We start from the raw sequence: 18,771 nt of genomic DNA on the forward strand, positions 1-18,771 counted from the left end.
TATTGACAAAAACTAAACGTGTCACATCCTACGATGTCGCTAAAATAGCTGGCGTTTCTCAATCGGCCGTTTCTAGAGTATTTCAGAAGGGCCGAAGTGTTTCTAAAAAAACCAGAGAAAAGGTCTTAGCAACGGCAAATGATCTCGGTTATCAGCCTAATGCGATAGCCCGAATGCTTATTACCAAGCGTTCAGGTATGGTTGCGGTAATTTTATCTTCCCGCGTTAACCTTATTTATCCGGAAGTGTTGTCGTTGTTGAACAAACGTTTATCTGAAAAAGACGAAAGGGTGCTACTGTTCAACTTAGATGACGCTGCAGGCTTAGATGATATTTTAGAGCACATATGGACTTTTCAATTGGATGGCGTAATAGCAATCGCAGCCCATTTTGACAATGAAAGTATTAATAAATTTAAAAAACATCAAATCCCAGTTGTACTCTATAACCGCCGTGTGGCTGGCCATTCGGCAAGTTCTGTTTGTTGCAACCATGAACAAGGTATTTTTGAATTAGTTGATATTTTAGATAACTTTGATCACAAAAATTACTTGGTTATTTCTGGACCTACTGAATCTGATGTTGCTCTAGAGCGCTGTGAACTGGCAATAAGAGCACTTGCCAATAAAGGATACAAAAATGTACCTGTGCAATATGGCGATTTTACCTATAAATCAGGACGTCACGCATTTTCAGAGTATATGGCATCACATCCACCACCTACCGCCGTGATTTGCGGCAATGACACTATGGCAATAGGCGTAATAGATGAAGCCAGGAAAAACTTTGGTTTAAGAGTCCCAGAAGATTTATCGGTAGTCGGTTTTGATGGCGTAAATGCTGTATTTTGGCACAGTTACCAGCTCACAACGATTAAGCAGCCTGTAGAGCAAATGACTAAATCTGCGGTTGATATTTTACTTGAACAAATAGCATCTCCTGAAAACCCTCCGCAACTTCGTGTATGGTCTGGCGCTTTAATTGAGGGAAATACGGTAGGGCCGGCAAGGAATGAAAAGTAAGCCTTTGATGGTATTTATACCTGGCACTTTATGCACCAGTGAGGTCTTTACGCAACTGCTAAAAAAATTACCCTATGAAACTAAAACCATCGAGTTTAATGACCACGATAACTTAAACGACATGGCCGCTGAAGTTATGCACGCTGTGGGAGAACGTTCATTTATTGCAATTGGATTTTCCATGGGAGGCATGGTGGCGTTGGAATTGATTCGCATGAATGTTAAACAACTTGCTGGAATAGTACTTCTTAATAGCAATTGCCACGCAGATTTGCCGGGGCGCAAAGCAGGTCGCGATGCTCATTTAGAAATCGCTAAAACCCAAGGTATCGAAACACTTATCAAGCAAGAATATTTACCCCTTTACTTTTCCAATTCGAACGGTCCTGAAAGCGAAGTAGTTGTAAAAATGGCTGCACAGCTAGGCGCTGACACTCTTAAATCACAGTTGAAAGTATTGGCTGAACGTCCTGATTCATTAAGTATATTAACAAATTTCAGTAAACCATTATTAATAGTAGGTGCGCAAAACGACCAATCTTGTCCGCCCGAGCACCAACAAGTAATGGCCAGAATAGCCAGACAATCTGAATTGCATATATTGCCAGATTGCGGCCATTTTGCGCTTTTACAAGCACCTACATGCATTGCACATTTAATTAACCAGTGGGTAAACAAATACTATGCATGAGTTTAAACAAGCGTTAGCTACCAAACAGCCATTATTGGGGACATTTATAAAAACGCCCCACTTTCATAATACCGAAGTACTATCAAAGCTGGGCTTTGCAACATTGTGCCTTGATGCAGAACATGCCCCTTTTGACAGGCGCGATTTAGACACCTGCATTTTGGCAGCAAAGGCCAATGGGCAGCATGTATTAGTGCGCATCCCAAATGATCATCACGAAACTATTTTAAACACCTTAGACTTAGGTGCCGATGGCATTGTTATACCGCATGTAAAAAGCGCTCAGCAGTTAGAACATATTGTTAAACAATGTTACTACGGTCATAACGGCAGAGGTTATGCAGGGTCTACAAGGATGGCCGGTTACACGACTAATAACATGCAACAGAACCTTGCGCATAACGCCAAAAATACTGCGGTAATCGCACAAATAGAAGATATAGATGCGCTTGACCAACTAGAGGCTATTTGCCAAGTAAAGGGCGTTGACTGTTTATTTATTGGCAGAATGGATTTAACAGTTGCGCTAGGAGAAACCGATCCGAACGCGCCTAATGTCCTAAAAACAGTCGCTAAGATTGTTGAAGTTGCTAATAAATATGAGCTTGCTACCGGTATGTTTATTGCTAATTTAGACGAGTTGGATCATTGGCTTAAACAGCGGGTCTCACTTTTTTTATTAGGCTCAGATCACAGTTTTATGCTGGCGGGCGCTAAACAATTGCAAACCAAATTCGAGCAAGCTAAGCAATCGCAATAATGAGGCAAGCAAGCTATGAGTAAGATTGTGTGGTTTATGAAAACGATGCTAGTTGTTTTGCTATCAAGCTCATCAATTGCTTGTTCAAGTGACCATTTAAATCATCAAAATAAACCACTCATGAATTGGACAACGCCAGACATTCCAGAATTGTCTGTTTTATCCATACCGCATTTGCGCAAAAGACAATATGGCAGTAAGTTTGTAAAACTTATAGCCGTAAACAACAATAGTAGCGGCTATTCGTCTTTCATGTCCAGCTATCAAAGCGACGGATTAACCAACTATGCACGTATCGATATTCCGCAAAAACCTGCGCCTACAAGCGGCTATCCTGTTTTGATTTATAGTCATGGTTGGGTCGGAATTGATAATGCACCGTCATTTAATTTCTTCCTTGAGCAAAAAGGCAGTCAAGCCAAGTACATCGATAATCTAGCCAGGCAGGGTTACGTAGTCGTTACGCCAGGCTGGCGTGGCCATGGCACAGTAAATGGTATTGCGGCCCAAGGGATAGAATTCATGCAACGTTGGGATAACGCCAGTTACATCAGCCCTTTATTTTACGCAATCGACATGCTCAATGCGCTTGATAGTATAGATAGTTTGGCCTCAGTTGAATTTGACCGTGATCCGCTGAAAGTCGACTTAAATAAGATCGTCTTAGCAGGGCATTCTCAAGGGGGCGACTCTGCACTAGTCATGCTCGCAATTGCCGGTGAGCAGTCGAAGGTTAGAAATAACATCGCTTCAGCGTCAATATTCTCTGGCTGTTTTTTACCGCGGCTAGTTCAAGGTGGCCTTTATGGCAGCATGGCGACAAGTCCTGAGGCATTTATGTCGGGAGATGGCACTTGGACAAAAAGTGCGATAGGCAGAAAAGGTGAAATCAATGCTAACTTTCAATTTCCTTATCCGCCAGATTGGATTGGCACAGTTGATTCAAGTGCATGGTCATGGCAAAAACAAACTTGGTCGGTAAGCTCAGTAAAACAAGCCTATATTAATACGTATGATCAAATGTATGGAGTACTTAAAGCCAACGAGCTAGCTGTGGATTATTACACACTCGCCACCGACACTGCCGGGAAAGTGCTGGTTGAGCACTCCACTTTTATTAAAGAAGCTTACGCTAAAATGGATGCTATTAACTATCCGCAGTTTTTAAGTGAACCCTTAGCCCTGCATTATTCAGACCGTGACTACTATTCTCCACCTTTTTGGAATCAGCAGTTAGTCGTTTCATTAACAACAATGAATTCGAAAATAGCTGGCTTTGAATACAGAGGTAACACTCACTCATTGACCATCAGCGAGCATAAGTGGTTTTCTGAAGGCTATACACAAGCGGGTATTGATCAACTAATAGCGCGTGATATCGAGTGGTTTTCTCAGTAACCATAGAAACGTTTACATGAGAAGATTAGCCTTAGCGATATTGTTTAAGAGCTTGCAATAATGGCTGCACCGCGTCACCATATTTTTGCCAGCTATTAATACTTGTTTTATAAATAGGCTGCCTTACTTGTTCAGCGCTTGGAGTCATTACTATGCGATGTGTTTGATAAAAACGTTCTGTTGCTTGTTCATAATCAAGACCTAAACAGTCGAGTAATCGAGCTGTTTCCTTTGGTTGGTTGTCAACCACCGCTTCATATATGAGTGTGATGATATCTTCGTTATATAATCCTGTCCACAATGCCATGAGGCGCTCATGCTCACGGTAGTAATGCCCAAGGGCATTTAAATCATGCGCGTAACCTTGACTATCATCAAAGGGTAATTTAAAAATAGATAGGCAATTATCTGCAGCATCACGCTGGCAATATACAAACTTAGCATCGGGCAAAATAGCTTTGATAAATCCTACAAAATTATAATTGAGCGGATTTTTGTCGGTAAAGTAGGCATGTTCGCCAAAGGTTTCAAGCATTCTTCGCTTGTACTGGCCACCAAGTTCGGTAAGTTGCACTTGGCTAAGTTTAGTTAAGCAATGAGGATAAGGTGAATTGGTAATTTGCTCTGCTTTTTTAAGCAAATCATTTATATAAGAGAGTTCACCTGCGCCAAAAACTTGCGAATGAGATGCTAGAATTTGTTCAGCGAGACTGGTGCCTGAACGCGGCATACCAATAATGAAAATGGGATGCACTTGCGCCATACATACGTCACCAGAAACTGCCGGCATTACGGTTTCCATCAATACCCGATATTGTTCTGTTAAATTAGCATTATATGGACATTTTTCTGCTTTTATACGCTGCGCATTGGCATAGTTTTTTATCGCTAAGGTGTACTGCTTTTCCTTGTCGTAATATACCCCTAATGCGAACAGTAAAGACGCTCTAAAAATGCTTGGGGTTGCGTTATCAGCCAGCAGCTCAGCGATTTTTTCGACTTCTGTAAGCGTTAACATTTGATGCTTAAGTTTAGCCAACTGGTAAAATGAACTAGCATGATTAGGCGTATGTTTAAGCGCCATTCTAAAACTTGTAGCGGCGGCATCAAAGTCACCTAGCTGTTCTTGCAATACGCCAAGATGATTATGCGCTTCACTGTTGTTTGGCTCTTGCTTGATTGCAGCCTGCAGGCATTCTTTTGCTTTTACATAGTGGCCAAGTTGTTTTAGTGCCGTAGATAAATTGATACACGCGGGCATGTAGTTATCTATTGTAATCGATTTTTCAAACGTTTGTCGGGCATTCTCATAGTCGACTTTCGCGAGTTGGATTTCACCTCTCACATTTAAAAAATAACTATTATTGGGCACTAAATGGTTGGCCTGATCAATTGCTTTTAAGGCAATATCTAAATTGCCAAGTTCTTTTAATGATTGTGCAAAATTCGATAAACATTCTGGATAATTAGCATCTAACTTAAGGGCTTCATCAAATGATAGGGCTGCCAGCTTATGCTGGTCTTGTGCTGCTAATACATTGCCCAAATTATTAAGCGTTTGGGCTTGTTCAGGATTTAGGGTTAAAGACGAATTAAATGCTTCTTGCGCTTTTTTGAATTGATACAACTCTTTATATGCAAGCCCTAAGTTGTTATATGTTTGTGTGTCTTGATTGTTAACGGTAAGGGCTTTTTCTAGCATAAGAATGGCTTGGTCTGCTTGTTGCAATTGAATAAACACAACACCTAGCAGATTTAAGCCATGCTCATTTAAGGGATCAACTTTTAAAATATCTTCAAAGACTTGCTGAGCATCAAGCAAGCGCTCATTTTGTAGTAACTGAAACCCTTGTTGTAATTGATTAGCGATTTGTTGGTTCACAGCGTTCCTTTGGCTTTTTACTTATTTATTTTTGCTATATTGGAAATTCAGTCAAAAAAAAGCCTACACAACGTAGGCCAATATATACTAGCTTCGCACAACTTTAAAGCTTAGAAGTTATACGCAAATCTTACACCAACGTTACGCGGAGAATTGTAGTCGTATGCAACCCTCGCGCGGCTAAAGATCTCAGTGTAGGTTTTAATAAGCTCGTCAGAAGCATTATTAACGTAAGCTTGCACAGAATAATCACCGTCAACAGAATCCCATTTAACTGAAAGGTCTATCTTAGTATAGGCGTCTTGGTCAGCAAAAAATACCGGCGCGCGGTTACTGATATAACCTGAGTTATAGTAAGCGAAAACATGCGGTTTTATAGTACCCATGTCACCCAAATCGAAAAAGTAAGACACACCCACACCAATGGTCATATCTGGTGTGTAAGGCGTATCTTCGCCATCAACAACATACACAATAGCGTTACTAATTGTTTCTGAGCCAATTGGGGCCACACCGTTCCAAACAAGATTGCCGGCATCCACAATAAACTTGTCATACTCTGATAGATCAATCGACACACCAAAATCAACAACTAGGACATCTGTTACATCCCAAAAACCTTCGATTTCAAACCCGCGTGATAGGATTGAGCCACCAGGGACTTGTGTTGCTACCGCAACACCCGTAGTGCCTTGTTCAATAAAAGCAGTGGTTGTTAATCCTTCAAACTTACCGCTATAAGCCGCCGCATTTAAGCGCAATGAGCCGTCTAGTAAGGTTGATTTCACGCCTATTTCAAATGCTTTGTTAGTTTGTGGTGCGAGCAGCTTTTGAGTAGCAACATCTGTAGATCCAGCAATATAAGCAGTCGCATACGTTGCATATACCATGAGATCATCGTTGATGTGATAATCTGCGCTTAAACGATAGTCAGTATTGTCGTCTTTTCCTCGCTTTACTTCACGGCTTCCGTAGGTACGAGTTGGTAATGCTGGTCCTAAACGAGCCGCAGTGTCACCAAAACTTAGTGGATCGGCGCTTTGAGATTCTCGGTCATCTTCAGTATAACGAATGCCCGCCGTAAGATTCAATTTTTCACTTAATGCATAGGTGGCCTGTCCATATAGAGCGGTTGATTTAGTACCACCACGACCTTCGCTATTCCAATATGCCCAAGATGGCGTTTCTGGCGTTGCACCTGCATAACCCGAGTAAGATTCTACTAAGCTACCAAAAAGATAAGCTGAGGTGTTCTCTGGGTCTTGGCTATCAAAATAATATACACCAACAGTATACTGTAGTGGACCATCAAATAACGATGAAACCGTCACATCAAGTTGCTCTGATTTACTTGTGCTGTAGTTTCCATCTACCCAAGAAGCTAAACCAGACAGATCTGCATCCATCAGGTTAAGTGACTGATAGTCAAATACCGCAGCATTAACCATTACACTGTGATCGGCCACTTCCCAGTCAATATTGACATAAAACGCTGTCTCTTCAAGCTCTCGATTAGGGGTATAATCATAATCGATGGTTCTTGCGCCGGGTACAATGGTCGCGAATGGGTCGCCGTTACACACGTTACCGCCAGAGACAGTTCTTCCCCCAGGTCTGTCAGGTGAGCCATCGGCACAGCCTTCATAAACACCAAAGCGCGGGTCTAGAAATCCGTCAGCTGCATTAATGCGGGTAGTATCGTCTCTATCAATGGGAATACCGCCCGGTTTGTAACCATAATTTAAGCTGCCGTTACCCGTATCTTTCCAATGCGACGCGGTCAAATTGATAGAGAAGGTATCGCTTGGGGTGAACAACAATTGTCCACGGACATAGGTGTAATCAGAATCTTTTATGTCGCCATTTGGATTATTAATATTTTCAACGAAACCATCGCGTTTTTCATCGGCTGCGGTTATTCGAAAAGCAACGTTGTCACTTACCGGAACATTTACAAAACCTTCGGTTTTAATCAGGCCAAAATCACCCAGCGTTACCGCGCCACCGAATGCGAACTCTTCAGTGTCAGGCTTTTTAGTAATAACATTAATTAAGCCACCAAAGGTGTTGCGACCAAATAAAGTGCCTTGCGGTCCGCGTAATGCCTCTATTCGTTCAATATCCAAATAACCTGCTAAAGCCTGCCCGGTGGTAGGTAAGTACATATTGTTATGATAAATAGGAACGGCGATATCGGTGGTACCTGCGCTGCCTGCACCGCGTAAGATTATTTGCGGGTTGTTCCCAAAACTGGTTACGGTCACGCCAGGAATGGCCTTTTCTAATGACATGACATCGTTAATTTGCATGTCTACCAATTCGCTACCGCTAATAGCAGTAACCGCTAGCGGCACTTGTTGTATGTTAGTAAGTCGTTTGGTTGCACTTACCTGTATCACTTCAATTTCACTTTCTTTTTCTGTATTCATTTGTGCGTATGCATTTGAAAAAATCAAAGCATTTGCGACTGCTAGAGCAACTGTTGTTTTAGTTAATGTGCTAAGTTTTATTTTCATAAGTTCCGTCCTAAAGCAATTCTTATTTGACTGTATTCCCGCGCAGCCAAATACTGTATCAACCTTAATCGATAATGACTGTGGATTTTAAAGTACTTCGAATTCAACATTAAATCAATAGGAAATATGTTAAAAAATTGAATAAAATGTGTTAATTGGGGTATTTTATCAGTTTTATATTAAGGTATTACAAATAATAAAGAATATTTAAAGACTTCGAAGTCAACCTTTTCATCTGCCTGCTTTTTTAAAAATGGTAGCACAATTACCAATAGTACCTTGCACATGTCTTTATCACCCTGCTTGGATTGAACATGACATAAAAGATGACATTGAAACTCAAGCTTCCATTTCAAGGTACTGCGCTTGACCAACTTAATCTTTATGCATCTGCCAGCTGACGGGATTAATTAACTAGCGTTAACAATTCTTGAATCTGCGCTTGACATATTTTGACTTCGAAGTCTACAATCACTGCCTAATAAATACACAGTCCGACAAAGCGTTGTAGCACTAATACTTGTTGCTAGCGTCAGCGAGCGTCTGAAAGTTTCACAATGCTTACATTTAATAATAAAAAGGAAAAAGATGATGGTAATTTTAAATAACAGAAGGTCTCGAATTTGTGCCGCTGTACTAACCGCCCTGCTTGCCCAACAGGCGGTAGCTCAAGAGTCAGACGAACAATCCAATGAAACCACCAATCAGGTAGGCCTTGAAGTCATCGAAGTCACCGCGCAAAAGCGCGTGCAAAGCCTTCAGGATGTTGGCATTTCAGTAACCGCCTTAAACGCTGCAGCTATACAGCGATATGGCATCGATGATATCAGCCGTATCGAATTAATCACGCCTGGAGTTGCCTTCGGATTCGTGGGGTCAGATGCAAAAATTGCGATTCGTGGTGCTAACTCTAACAATACCTTTGCGGATAACTCTTCGATCGCAGGCTTCTTTGCCGACGGTGTTTACCGACCTAGAGCGTCACAGCAGTCACAAGCGTATTTTGACGTTGCTCGTATAGAAGTACTAAAAGGTCCTCAGGGTACTCTTTATGGACGAAATACCTTTGCCGGTGCAGTCAATCTAACCACTAATAAAGCATCGCTTAGTGGTTTTGACATGGGAGTCAAACTTGGCTACGAACGATTTAATCGCCAAAGCACTGAGACCTTCATTAATCAGCCAATTACTGATGAATTAGCGGTAAGAGTAGCGGTACAGACTCTTCGCAGCGATGGTTATATCAAAAACATTGGGCCAGCTGGCGATCTTGGACAAGAAGACAGTTTTAACTACCGCTTTAGCTCTTATTGGGAACCAAGCGAAACCTTTGATGCAACCTTGAGATTCACCTCTATCAATCAAAAAGGCACAACGCCGGGTATATTCTCAGCAGAAGGTTTACCTGCTCCGGTTAATCAGGATGGAATAACCGATTTTCGTGGACAATCTTTGGATTCTGGCAACCCTGCACCAGGCTCAGCCGGCACAGATTCAGCCTTCGGTCGGCCTAACGAGGTCAGCTATGACGTAGAAAACAATCGTGATAACCAAGAGGATAATATCACCTTAGAGCTCAACTGGGACCTCAACAGCATTACCGTGAAATCCATTTCTTCCTATACAGACTTTAGCAGTGCGCTGGATTTCGATGGCGACTTCAGCCCTAATCCTGGCTATGTGTATTATTGGGACGAAGAGGTTGATTCTGTCACGCAAGAACTGCAGATTTCTTCCAACAGTGAGAGTGACCTGTTTTGGACCACCGGCGCTTATTATTCAAAAGACCAGATTGGTTTTGGTTTTTCCCAATTCAGAACACAAACCAACGCGTCGTTCGATACCTTCACCGATACTCAAGGTAGAGATTTTACTTTGTTTGATGGTACCGAGTTAATCGACCCCTTCGGAAATGGCAGCTTTAGTGACTACACCGACTTTCAGGAAATTGACGTAACTACTTTGGGTTTATTCTTCCAAGGGGAATACAGTGTTTCCGATGCCTTAACGTTAATTGCGGGAATTAGATATAACGAGGAAGAAAAAGACACCACTACCTCTTTCGGTACATCAAAAGCCAGCGATGGTAGCTTCTTATCTGGTGTATCTGAGTTTGGTCTGAATGGACGTCCAATAGATTTATTTAATTATACAGTGTCACAAAACAGGTCTGGGTCAGAAACCTTTGATATTGTCACTTGGAAAATCGGCTTTAATTACGATCTAAACGATGACTCCATGCTTTATGCCTCAGGTTCTACAGGGTTTTTGTCTGGAGGTCTCAACAGTAACGGGAGCTCATTTGACCAGCAAGAGTCAGAAGCATGGGAAGTGGGCATGAAAAACAGGTTCTTAGACAACTCATTACAGGTGAACTTTGCATTTTATATGAATGAGTTTTCTGACCTCGTTACCCAACGTTTGATATTCCCTGAGGGCGATGGGTCTACCGCAATAACCGTAAGTGAAAATGCTGGGTCTTCAGACGTTATTGGTTTTGAAGCCGAAATTAACTGGTTGCCAGCAGACAATTGGTTTATCAATGCTGGACTGTCCTTGATGGATGCGGAATATGACACTTTTGGTGTGACTAACCCCTTCCAATTAAATGATGGCTCGCTAAAAGCTGAGGTAAATAACGGACTACTTGTGCTGGACGGTATTACCCCACCTTGGTCGCCAGAGATGACCTTAAGCTTTGGTGCAGGATACGAGTTTGATCTTGGCGACAGAGGCACAATAACGCCTTACTTACAGTTCTACTATTCGGGGGAATATGATACTGATGACGTATCAACATACGCAAGTCAATTACAAGACTCCTATACCAAGACAGATCTGCGCATTACTTGGCGCTCAACTGATGAGACCCTTTCACTAGAAGTGTTTGCTGAAAACCTTGAGGACGAAGAGGTCTTGGCTAGAACGAATGTTGGCGGTAATAATTTAGTACAGGGCAGTTATCTGCATCCTAGAAATTACGGTGTGAAATTAAGATATCATTACTAATCGCTAATATCGCAATAAAAAGAGAGCGTGGATTGAAGTGCCTCCTTTAAGGTGGACACTTCAACTAAGTTGCTATCAACGTTTTATTCTGGGTACAGTACACAGAGTAAGGCCTTTTAATTTTAATGGGCCTGACTTCCCTGTGTGGCCTCAAACCATCGGTTTCATTGTCACTTAAACTCTTCCACAACCTCCCTAGAGAGGATGAATTATAAAAAGAAGATTATGTTTTGATTTTCTCATAAAAAACCCCTCGAAAGTTTTGTCTAACATTCGAGGGGCACTTCAAGCTAAGTGATTGAAAAGTAAGCTTTCCATTATCTTACAGACATCGAAGTAAAATCTACATTTTGTCCGTTTTTTAAACATTACCGTGCTTTGTTAAATTCCCGCATTCTAGCAAATACGTCTACGCCTATTTGGTCGTATACCGATAGCAAATCAACTAACACCCAATTTTCACGAATGAGCTGGCCTTCAACGCGCCAAAAATCTAAACTGCGCATGGTAATTTTTTTATTGCAAGGGGCAATACCAAGCCACCCAGAACCACTTACCGTCATATACATACCCGGCCATGCTGTAAAGGCAGCGTAATTGTTGTCTGCAAATAGGTGACCCTTACTAGGATCCCCAACCCGATCTGGCAGGCCATTTAAAAATGGGATTTGATGCCAATCTCGAAAACCGCTAATGCCACGACCTGTGCCGATCCCTGAAGGACCATACCATGAACATTTTGGATGCCAGTACTTATTTAGCTGCATCGCTTCTACACCACCGCTGGCATAATTGCCAAGTGCACCACACATGTCGTTAACAATTTGTTTAGTCTGCTGAGTTTGCGCATTATCATAACGTGATCGCTCAATCCCGTCTGAGCTTGCTGGCGCCGGCACTTGCCACTCTCGACCAAGACTGGGAGCTAGTGGCCATGCATTAGCTTGCAACATAAGTTCAGGAATATCCCAAATGCCTTGGTACTCAGTTACCTTATTATCTTCAAATTGGTAAAATTCATGAAACCTTAAAGATGCTATATGACCTGTCGCTGGAATATCTAACCAGGACTTTTCAAATGTACCGCAGTAATAGCCACAGCACCCAACCCAAATCTTTCCATTTTCGGTAATCCCCGACACAATAATTGTATCTCGCCTCTCTATATTCGGCATTGATTGATACAATGGCATTATAGCGTCGGCGAACAAACCATCCGCTCCATTTAAATCTTCAAAAGGAAAACACAACTGCACTTTAGCTTTTGTAGCAAACAAATCTAACAAACACTGCTGTACCTTATCAGGCTCAAAATTGTACTGAACTTGGCTGAGATTTTTGATTTTTTGTTTACATTCGTAAAGTTGTTTTTCTATTAGGTCAGTTTGCATTAAATACCTCTTTAATAAGTGCGATGTCGTTTTGAATAGCTTGACTAAAATCCCTTCTACTATTTATAAGCTCTGCTGTATTGCAATTATACAAACCAAGCAAAATAAATAGTAAGACTGTAGATTTTATTTTTGTGGATTTAATATAGAAGCTGTTCTTGACATCGTATTGAACCAATGGCTAATTGCCTTGTTTAACACAAAAAGTTTATTTACTAATGACTTCGAAGTCAATTAATAATATGATGCCTGTGGTATATAAATAATAATTCTAAAAAAAACACCTAGAGGCCTTACTATGAACGAATTCGGCGCCCTCAATTGGAGTATCCTCATTGTATATGTTGTTGCTAATATACTATTGGGTTTGGTAATCGGGAAGAAAATAAAAACCGACCAAGACTTTTATATAGGACAAAAAAACACCCCCTGGTGGGCAATCGGTATTTCAGTTGTCGCCACTTATGTAAGCGCCCTGACTTTCTTAGGCGCGCCGGCTTGGGCATACAATGACGGCATAAGTGTTATTGCGATACACCTTAATTATCCGCTAGTTATAATGGCCGTGATCATCTTCTTTTTCCCATTCTTTTATAATGCCGGTGTAGCGTCTATTTATGAGTATCAAGAAAAACGCTTTGGTAAACGCGCAAGGGCACTAATTTCTTCAATTTGGTTAGTTTCACAAACCATGTCGTCTGCAGCTGTTTTGTATGCCACCTCTGTTGTACTCAGTTTTATAACCGGAATAGACGTAATAGCAGCAATATTCATAGTGACGATCATCGCCCTTATTTATACCGTGCTAGGCGGGATTACCGCTGTTATATGGACCGATGTGATTCAGTCGATCATTTTATTTGCAGGTGCCGGCATCATCTTTTATGCCCTTGTAACTGAAGCTGATGTATCGGTAATTGACTCACTTACGCAATTAAAGGCTGAAGGCAAACTAGACCCATTAAATTTTGATTGGGATTTCACTGCTACCACTACGGTTTGGAGCGGGATAATTGCTATGTCGCTCTACCACACCACAGTATATGGAACGAATCAGATGATGGTTCAGCGCACTCTTGCCGCAAAAAATATAGGCGATGCTAAAAAATCCTACTTGTTAATGGGTTTTGCTGCTTTCTTTATTTATTTCTTCTTTATCGTCTTAGGTGTTTTGTTTTACACCTATTACGAAGGCCGCACATTTGAAAATGACAATACGATTATCCTGCAATTCGCCGCTGACTATGGCATGCCTGGTTTAATGGGAATTATTGCTGCAGCAGTAATGGCTGCGTCTATGTCGAGTCTCGATTCTGCGTTTAATTCACTATCCACTATTTCAACTCTTGATTTTTATAAAAAATACTTTAGGAAAAACGAAACCAATGCTCACTACCTAAAGGCTACTCGCTTATTCACCTTATTTTGGGCACTACTAATTATCTTCCCTGCCATTATGTACCACTTACACAGTTCAGGCTCAATTTTAGAAGTGCTAAGTAAAGTAGGGTCCTATTTTGTAGGCGCTCAGTTAGGCATGTTTGCCTTAGGCTTTTTCTTTAAGCAAGCAACCGAAAATGGACTATTAGTGGGCACATTCGCCGGTTTTGTGGTGGTGGCTGCGGTGGCTTTAGGTACCGATATCGCCTGGCCATGGTATTGCCTGATCGGCGCTTCAGCAAATATAGTAATGACCTTAATTGCCAGTCGAATTATTGACGGGAAGCAAACCGAACTGTCTGAATACACTGTCAAAGGTCAGCAATTGAAGTTTGCTCGAGAAGGTTTAGATGAAAAAGAAAATGGCTGGTATCGCGTGCCAGGTAGAGTTGATCGTATCAACTACTGGTTGTTTGCGTTCTTTATTTTGACCATTGTGTTCCTATGGTCTTTCCAATATATGGTGTAATGTGTACATGAACTCAATTATTGATAATTTTTATCGCAGTTTAGAAACAGGCAAATCGCTTAGCACTATAGTAGATGACAATATTGTGCTAAATGCTTCTTATCCTATCGATCAAATAGTGGGCATAGAGGCCATCGAAAAAGACTATTGGCCACTATTTACAAGTTCTTTTGAACACTTAGAACGTAAAGCATTCATTGAGTTTGACAGTGATTATGAAGGCGCTCGTTGGATTGCTGCGACGGGATATTTTAGCGGTGTTTTCGTAAAGGATTTACTAGGTATTCCGGCCACCGGTAAACTCTTATATTTACGTTTTACCGAACTAGTCAAAATAACGGAACATAAAATTGCCGAGTATTACATTATTTTCGATTTTTTAGATGTAATGCAGCAAGTGGGTGTTTTTCCATTGCGCAAAAGTATGGGCCATAGCGGGCTGATTATGCCGCCCACCACAATGGACGGATTATCGCCTATTGAAGTCAATAAATCTGAAGCGGATAAATCCCAGCAGTTGGTTTTAAACATGCTTGACGAGCTAGGTAAGTTCGACGGAAAGTCATTGTTGAGTATGAAACTTGATAATTATTGGCATGAAGACTTTATTTGGTTCGGGCCAGCGGGCATTGGCACAACGAAGGGTATTAAGAGTTTTCGCGATCATCACCAAGGGCCCTTTGTATTTAGTTTTCCTGACCGTGTGGTAGACCACAAAGCCTGCATTGTTAAAAAAGGCAATTATGTGGCAACTGGCGGCTGGCCACATATGCACGGTACGCACTCAGGAGGTGGCTGGTTAGGATTACCACCTACCAACAAAACGCTTGAATTAAGAGTAATTGATATATGGCGACGCGACGGTGAGTTGTTAAAAGAAAATTGGGTAGGAATTGATATTATTCATATATGCAAGCAAATGGGACTAGATATTTTTGCTGACATGAAATCAAGCCTCTAATCAGCTTTACCTCAGCTTAAGTTAACTTAGGCAAACGACTATTTTTGTAGAGAAAGTAATAAATTATGAATCACAAAACAGCGCTAACTAACAATATTATGCCTTTGCCACAAAGCAACGTGACACAACTATATTGGAAAAATTTGCCTGCGTTATTAAACCCGACCGCTCCCAAAAGCCAAACTTTAGAAGGCTTTGATAATGAGTTTATTGATATTGTCGACTACATTATTCGTATAACACATCGAATATGGGAACAAAAAAATGTGGGTTTATGCAACAATTATTATGCGGAATATTGCCCCGTGCATACTTTGGGCGCTTATGCGGATGCCGTATCAAGCGTAGTCACAGGAACATTGCAAACTATTAGCGCTTTTCCAGACCGTTCGCTCATTGGTGAAAATGTAATTTGGCGGGACCTTGGACCCGATCAGGGGTATTACTCTTCACACAGAATTACGAGCATCATGACCAACAAAGGGCTATCAGAATTTGGTGAAGCTACACACAAAACTGGACGTGTAACTACGATTGCAGATTGCGTCTGCTTTGAAAACAAGATTGTATATGAATGGTTAGTCCGCGATAACAGTTTTTTGGTCAAACAATTAGGAATTGAAGTGCTGGATGCTAGCGAACATTTCGCAAAAATTCCTACACATCCAAAATTTGAAGAGTGGCGCCAAGCTGAAATATGCCGAGTAAGAGCACAGCAGCAAAGTGAACATCAGTACAAAACACCTGTCGATAAAGCGGTCCTTGAATTTAGCAGCAAATGGCTTGATACCCTGTTTAATCAAAAAAACTTTGGCAAAGCCAATGTCTTTTATCACATAAATGCAAAATTACAATGGCCAGGTGGCCGGCAAGCAGTGGGTATTCCTGGTATCAAAGGAACTATTATCCAATGGTTAGCTTCCTGTCCAGACGCACAAGCTACCTGCGACCACGTATGTGCTGTTCCCTTCGAACAAGAAACAGATGTTGTTGATATTGCAATAAGGTGGTCTTTAACCGGCACATTTTCTTCAAAGGACAAAAAACTGTCTGCATACTGTGGACAAAACTTTTTTATATTGGCGGCATCGCATTTGCGCTTAGTCAGCGGAAAGATTGCTCAAGAGTGGACGGTATTTGATGAAGTCGCTGCTTATGCGAATCTTATAAGAGACTTTAATAGCACAAACGATAATAGCGGGGCAAAATAATGCTAGATTCAATTATTAACGCATTTACTAAAGGCGATTTAGCTGGCCTAAACTCTAAGCTATTACATAGTGCTTATTGGTCGCAACACAACGCAACACTCTACGGTTCAGAAAAACTAAACACTGTTCTATCACATTGGTTAAGCTTTGCCGGAAAGTGCACTGTAGTAGATCATCATACAATTGAGCAAGGCAATCACTGTATTATTCATCTGACCTTCGAGCCAATAAATAACAAAGTCACCATCAATTACGTGTTTTGGCTAGAAACCAATCATCTAATGATTAAATCAGTAAAGGCAATCGTTGATACTGTTCAATTGGCTACTGCTAGTCAACATGAACGCAAACAAGTCAGCGCTAGCTTGCCCGCATCAGACCCCCTAATGATATCTGATTACGATCAGCAAGACCACTTGCAAAACGATATTGCATGGCCGTCAATGTTAGTTGGTAAGCATATTGAAAAGGCTGAAATACTCGACGCTTGGTGGGCACTTTGGGGTCAAAACCAATTGAGTAATATAGACAAAATTTATAGTGAGAATGCCATTATTAATTTGTCCGGTCACAAGACCCACCTAAATAGAGACCTATTATTTGAATATGTATTATCAAAAACAAGCAAACTTACCAGGACCTTTGCTCAGCTAGAGGACATTGCAATAGATGGCCAACATGTTGCAATTAAGTGGTTTCTAGATGGAGATGAAGGTAGTCATAAAATTAGACTACCTTTTATTTCCATACTAAAAATTGAAAGTAATCATATTACAAACGAAACAACGCTTTGTGACGTGTTAGCGTTTAACAAAAGCTTCCCACTTAGTACTTTATTTGAATAAGCTTAGTGCCACATAAAAAAGAGTCTTTGCACTGCACATAACGGTTGCTTGAAGAAGGGGTAAGCAGTTTGGCGTTTACCCCATTCAAGTTTTGATAATAATCTTGTTTATGGCCAATAATGGTAACGGCATAATCAAAATGAGCAGGATAAGTTATTCTAGAAAAGTTTAGATACCAGTCTTGTTTATACCACACTCGCTATTTGTCGAATTTTACCTACTATCGCGCGTAAGCCATTACCTCTGGTTGGCGTAATATGTCTCTCTAAGTCTAAGGCTTTAAAATATGCGTCCATATCAAAGTCTAGGATCTCGTGGGCCGATTTATCATGGTATGCACTAAGTACTAGCACTAGTAAGCCTTGTACAATCACTGCATCGCTGTCAACATCAAACTGGAACTTTGCATCATGCAGATGGTAGTCTAACCATACGTTGCTTTGGCAGCCTTTAACGAGCTTTTCAGATGTTTTTGCCTCTGCGCTCAAGCCGGGAATTTGCTTACCTAAATCGATAATGTATTGATAGCGCTGCTCCCAATCATCAAAAAACGCTAAGTCTTCGACGATTTCGGTGCTAGTTGGTAACTGCATTTATATTCCTTGGGTCTATACAAAATCTTTGAAATCGTTTTAAAAAAATACGCCCGCTTCTAATTGGGCTTCTTCACTCATCATTTCCCGAGACCACGGCGGATCAAACACTAAATTGACGGCTACGCTATCCACATTTGGTACCATTGCTACGCGATACTCAACATCACCCACTAGCACAGGGCCCATGCCACAAGCAGGCGCTGTTAATGTCATCTCGATATTAACGCAACTGTTTTCGTTATCAATATTCACATCATAAATAAGGCCCAGAGACACTAAATCAATAGGGATTTCTGGATCATATACTGATTGAAGGGCCTCCCAAACTTGGTCTTTATCTATATTGCCATCACTTCGTGGGTCAAAAGATAGCGCTAAGGTCTTTCGGCCTATCGCATGTGCGTCGGTACCATCTATTCGATACATATTACCGCGCCATGTAATCGTGTAGTTACCCCCAAGGTCTTGCGTAATAGTCACAAACTCACCCTCAGGAATAATCGCCGGTGTGCCTACCGGCACTAGGCGCGCTTTGCAGTCACTTTCTGTGACAACCATTTTCTGGGTCATTATTTTTTGT

The 18,771-nt window shown here is 41.3% G+C and carries 14 protein-coding genes; 9 read left to right on the forward strand and 5 right to left on the reverse strand.

What is annotated here, in order from left to right; all coding sequences use genetic code 11:
- Positions 1-2: 2 nt before the first annotated feature.
- From GPUN_RS08595 to GPUN_RS08610, 4 genes are read left to right on the forward strand one after another with little or no spacing between them, the layout of a single operon-like run.
- Positions 3-1,022 carry a LacI family DNA-binding transcriptional regulator gene (locus GPUN_RS08595; RefSeq protein ID WP_040520729.1) on the forward strand — a complete coding sequence of 340 codons (1,020 nt, stop codon included), beginning with the start codon at positions 3-5 and terminating at the stop codon, positions 1,020-1,022.
- The gene (locus GPUN_RS08600) at positions 1,012-1,713 is read left to right on the forward strand and encodes an alpha/beta fold hydrolase (protein ID WP_006005656.1); all 702 of its coding nucleotides are present in this window, start codon (positions 1,012-1,014) and stop codon (positions 1,711-1,713) included. The genes GPUN_RS08595 and GPUN_RS08600 overlap by 11 nt, the downstream gene beginning before the upstream one ends.
- Positions 1,706-2,473 carry an HpcH/HpaI aldolase family protein gene (locus GPUN_RS08605; RefSeq protein WP_006005658.1) on the forward strand — a complete coding sequence of 256 codons (768 nt, stop codon included), beginning with the start codon at positions 1,706-1,708 and terminating at the stop codon, positions 2,471-2,473. Before GPUN_RS08600 ends, GPUN_RS08605 begins: the two co-directional genes overlap by 8 nt.
- A 15-nt stretch (positions 2,474-2,488) precedes the next feature.
- The gene (locus GPUN_RS08610) at positions 2,489-3,871 is read left to right on the forward strand and encodes an alpha/beta hydrolase family protein (RefSeq protein ID WP_006005659.1); all 1,383 of its coding nucleotides are present in this window, start codon (positions 2,489-2,491) and stop codon (positions 3,869-3,871) included.
- Between the two features lie 31 nt (positions 3,872-3,902).
- Here the strand turns inward: GPUN_RS08610 and GPUN_RS08615 are convergent, their stop codons facing one another.
- Together GPUN_RS08615 and GPUN_RS08620 are read right to left on the reverse strand one after the other, a co-directional pair.
- Positions 3,903-5,753 carry a tetratricopeptide repeat-containing sulfotransferase family protein gene (locus GPUN_RS08615; RefSeq protein ID WP_006005661.1) on the reverse strand — a complete coding sequence of 617 codons (1,851 nt, stop codon included), beginning with the start codon at positions 5,751-5,753 and terminating at the stop codon, positions 3,903-3,905.
- Positions 5,754-5,863: 110 nt separating this feature from the next.
- Positions 5,864-8,269 (reverse strand): TonB-dependent receptor, encoded by a 2,406-nt coding sequence (locus tag GPUN_RS08620; RefSeq protein ID WP_006005664.1) that lies wholly within the window; start codon positions 8,267-8,269, stop codon positions 5,864-5,866.
- Positions 8,270-8,857: 588 nt separating this feature from the next.
- Here GPUN_RS08620 and GPUN_RS08625 point away from each other — a divergent pair.
- Positions 8,858-11,278, forward strand: coding sequence for a TonB-dependent receptor (locus GPUN_RS08625; RefSeq protein ID WP_006005666.1), 2,421 nt, complete (start codon positions 8,858-8,860; stop codon positions 11,276-11,278).
- 368 nt (positions 11,279-11,646) lie between these two features.
- Here the strand turns inward: GPUN_RS08625 and GPUN_RS08630 are convergent, their stop codons facing one another.
- Complete coding sequence (locus GPUN_RS08630; protein ID WP_006005668.1) at positions 11,647-12,669, reverse strand: ester cyclase; 1,023 nt, start codon at positions 12,667-12,669, stop codon at positions 11,647-11,649.
- Positions 12,670-12,967: 298 nt separating this feature from the next.
- Between GPUN_RS08630 and GPUN_RS08640 the strand changes: the two genes are divergently transcribed.
- From GPUN_RS08640 to GPUN_RS08655, 4 genes are all read left to right on the forward strand, one after another.
- Positions 12,968-14,578 carry a sodium:solute symporter family transporter gene (locus GPUN_RS08640; protein ID WP_006005671.1) on the forward strand — a complete coding sequence of 537 codons (1,611 nt, stop codon included), beginning with the start codon at positions 12,968-12,970 and terminating at the stop codon, positions 14,576-14,578.
- 7 nt (positions 14,579-14,585) lie between these two features.
- The gene (locus GPUN_RS08645) at positions 14,586-15,539 is read left to right on the forward strand and encodes a nuclear transport factor 2 family protein (protein ID WP_006005673.1); all 954 of its coding nucleotides are present in this window, start codon (positions 14,586-14,588) and stop codon (positions 15,537-15,539) included.
- Between the two features lie 65 nt (positions 15,540-15,604).
- Positions 15,605-16,750, forward strand: coding sequence for an ester cyclase (locus GPUN_RS08650; RefSeq protein ID WP_006005675.1), 1,146 nt, complete (start codon positions 15,605-15,607; stop codon positions 16,748-16,750).
- On the forward strand, positions 16,750-17,595 hold the full coding sequence (locus GPUN_RS08655) for a hypothetical protein (protein WP_006005677.1): 846 nt from the start codon (positions 16,750-16,752) through the stop codon (positions 17,593-17,595). Before GPUN_RS08650 ends, GPUN_RS08655 begins: the two co-directional genes overlap by 1 nt.
- 185 nt (positions 17,596-17,780) lie before the next feature.
- Here GPUN_RS08655 and GPUN_RS08665 read toward each other — a convergent pair whose 3' ends face one another.
- Entirely contained in the window at positions 17,781-18,188 is a 408-nt protein-coding gene (locus GPUN_RS08665) for a SufE family protein (RefSeq protein WP_006005681.1), read from the reverse strand.
- A 39-nt stretch (positions 18,189-18,227) separates the two neighbouring features.
- Complete coding sequence (gene sufT / locus GPUN_RS08670; RefSeq protein WP_006005683.1) at positions 18,228-18,761, reverse strand: putative Fe-S cluster assembly protein SufT; 534 nt, start codon at positions 18,759-18,761, stop codon at positions 18,228-18,230.
- Between the last annotated feature and the right edge of the window lie 10 nt (positions 18,762-18,771).

The organism is Glaciecola punicea ACAM 611, assembly GCF_000252165.1.
GTDB classification, from domain to species: Bacteria; Pseudomonadota; Gammaproteobacteria; order Enterobacterales; family Alteromonadaceae; genus Glaciecola; species Glaciecola punicea.

What these genes read in the sequence shown, in the direction of transcription:
- GPUN_RS08620 (WP_006005664.1), bottom strand. Translation starts at nt 8,269, where the DNA reads ATGAAAATAAAACTTAGCACATTAACTAAAACAACAGTTGCTCTAGCA.
- GPUN_RS08600 (WP_006005656.1), top strand. Translation starts at nt 1,012, where the DNA reads ATGAAAAGTAAGCCTTTGATGGTATTTATACCTGGCACTTTATGCACC.
- GPUN_RS08665 (WP_006005681.1), bottom strand. Translation starts at nt 18,188, where the DNA reads ATGCAGTTACCAACTAGCACCGAAATCGTCGAAGACTTAGCGTTTTTT.
- GPUN_RS08640 (WP_006005671.1), top strand. Translation starts at nt 12,968, where the DNA reads ATGAACGAATTCGGCGCCCTCAATTGGAGTATCCTCATTGTATATGTT.
- GPUN_RS08610 (WP_006005659.1), top strand. Translation starts at nt 2,489, where the DNA reads ATGAGTAAGATTGTGTGGTTTATGAAAACGATGCTAGTTGTTTTGCTA.
- sufT (WP_006005683.1), bottom strand. Translation starts at nt 18,761, where the DNA reads ATGACCCAGAAAATGGTTGTCACAGAAAGTGACTGCAAAGCGCGCCTA.
- GPUN_RS08625 (WP_006005666.1), top strand. Translation starts at nt 8,858, where the DNA reads ATGATGGTAATTTTAAATAACAGAAGGTCTCGAATTTGTGCCGCTGTA.
- GPUN_RS08645 (WP_006005673.1), top strand. Translation starts at nt 14,586, where the DNA reads ATGAACTCAATTATTGATAATTTTTATCGCAGTTTAGAAACAGGCAAA.
- GPUN_RS08605 (WP_006005658.1), top strand. Translation starts at nt 1,706, where the DNA reads ATGCATGAGTTTAAACAAGCGTTAGCTACCAAACAGCCATTATTGGGG.
- GPUN_RS08630 (WP_006005668.1), bottom strand. Translation starts at nt 12,669, where the DNA reads ATGCAAACTGACCTAATAGAAAAACAACTTTACGAATGTAAACAAAAA.
- GPUN_RS08655 (WP_006005677.1), top strand. Translation starts at nt 16,750, where the DNA reads ATGCTAGATTCAATTATTAACGCATTTACTAAAGGCGATTTAGCTGGC.
- GPUN_RS08650 (WP_006005675.1), top strand. Translation starts at nt 15,605, where the DNA reads ATGAATCACAAAACAGCGCTAACTAACAATATTATGCCTTTGCCACAA.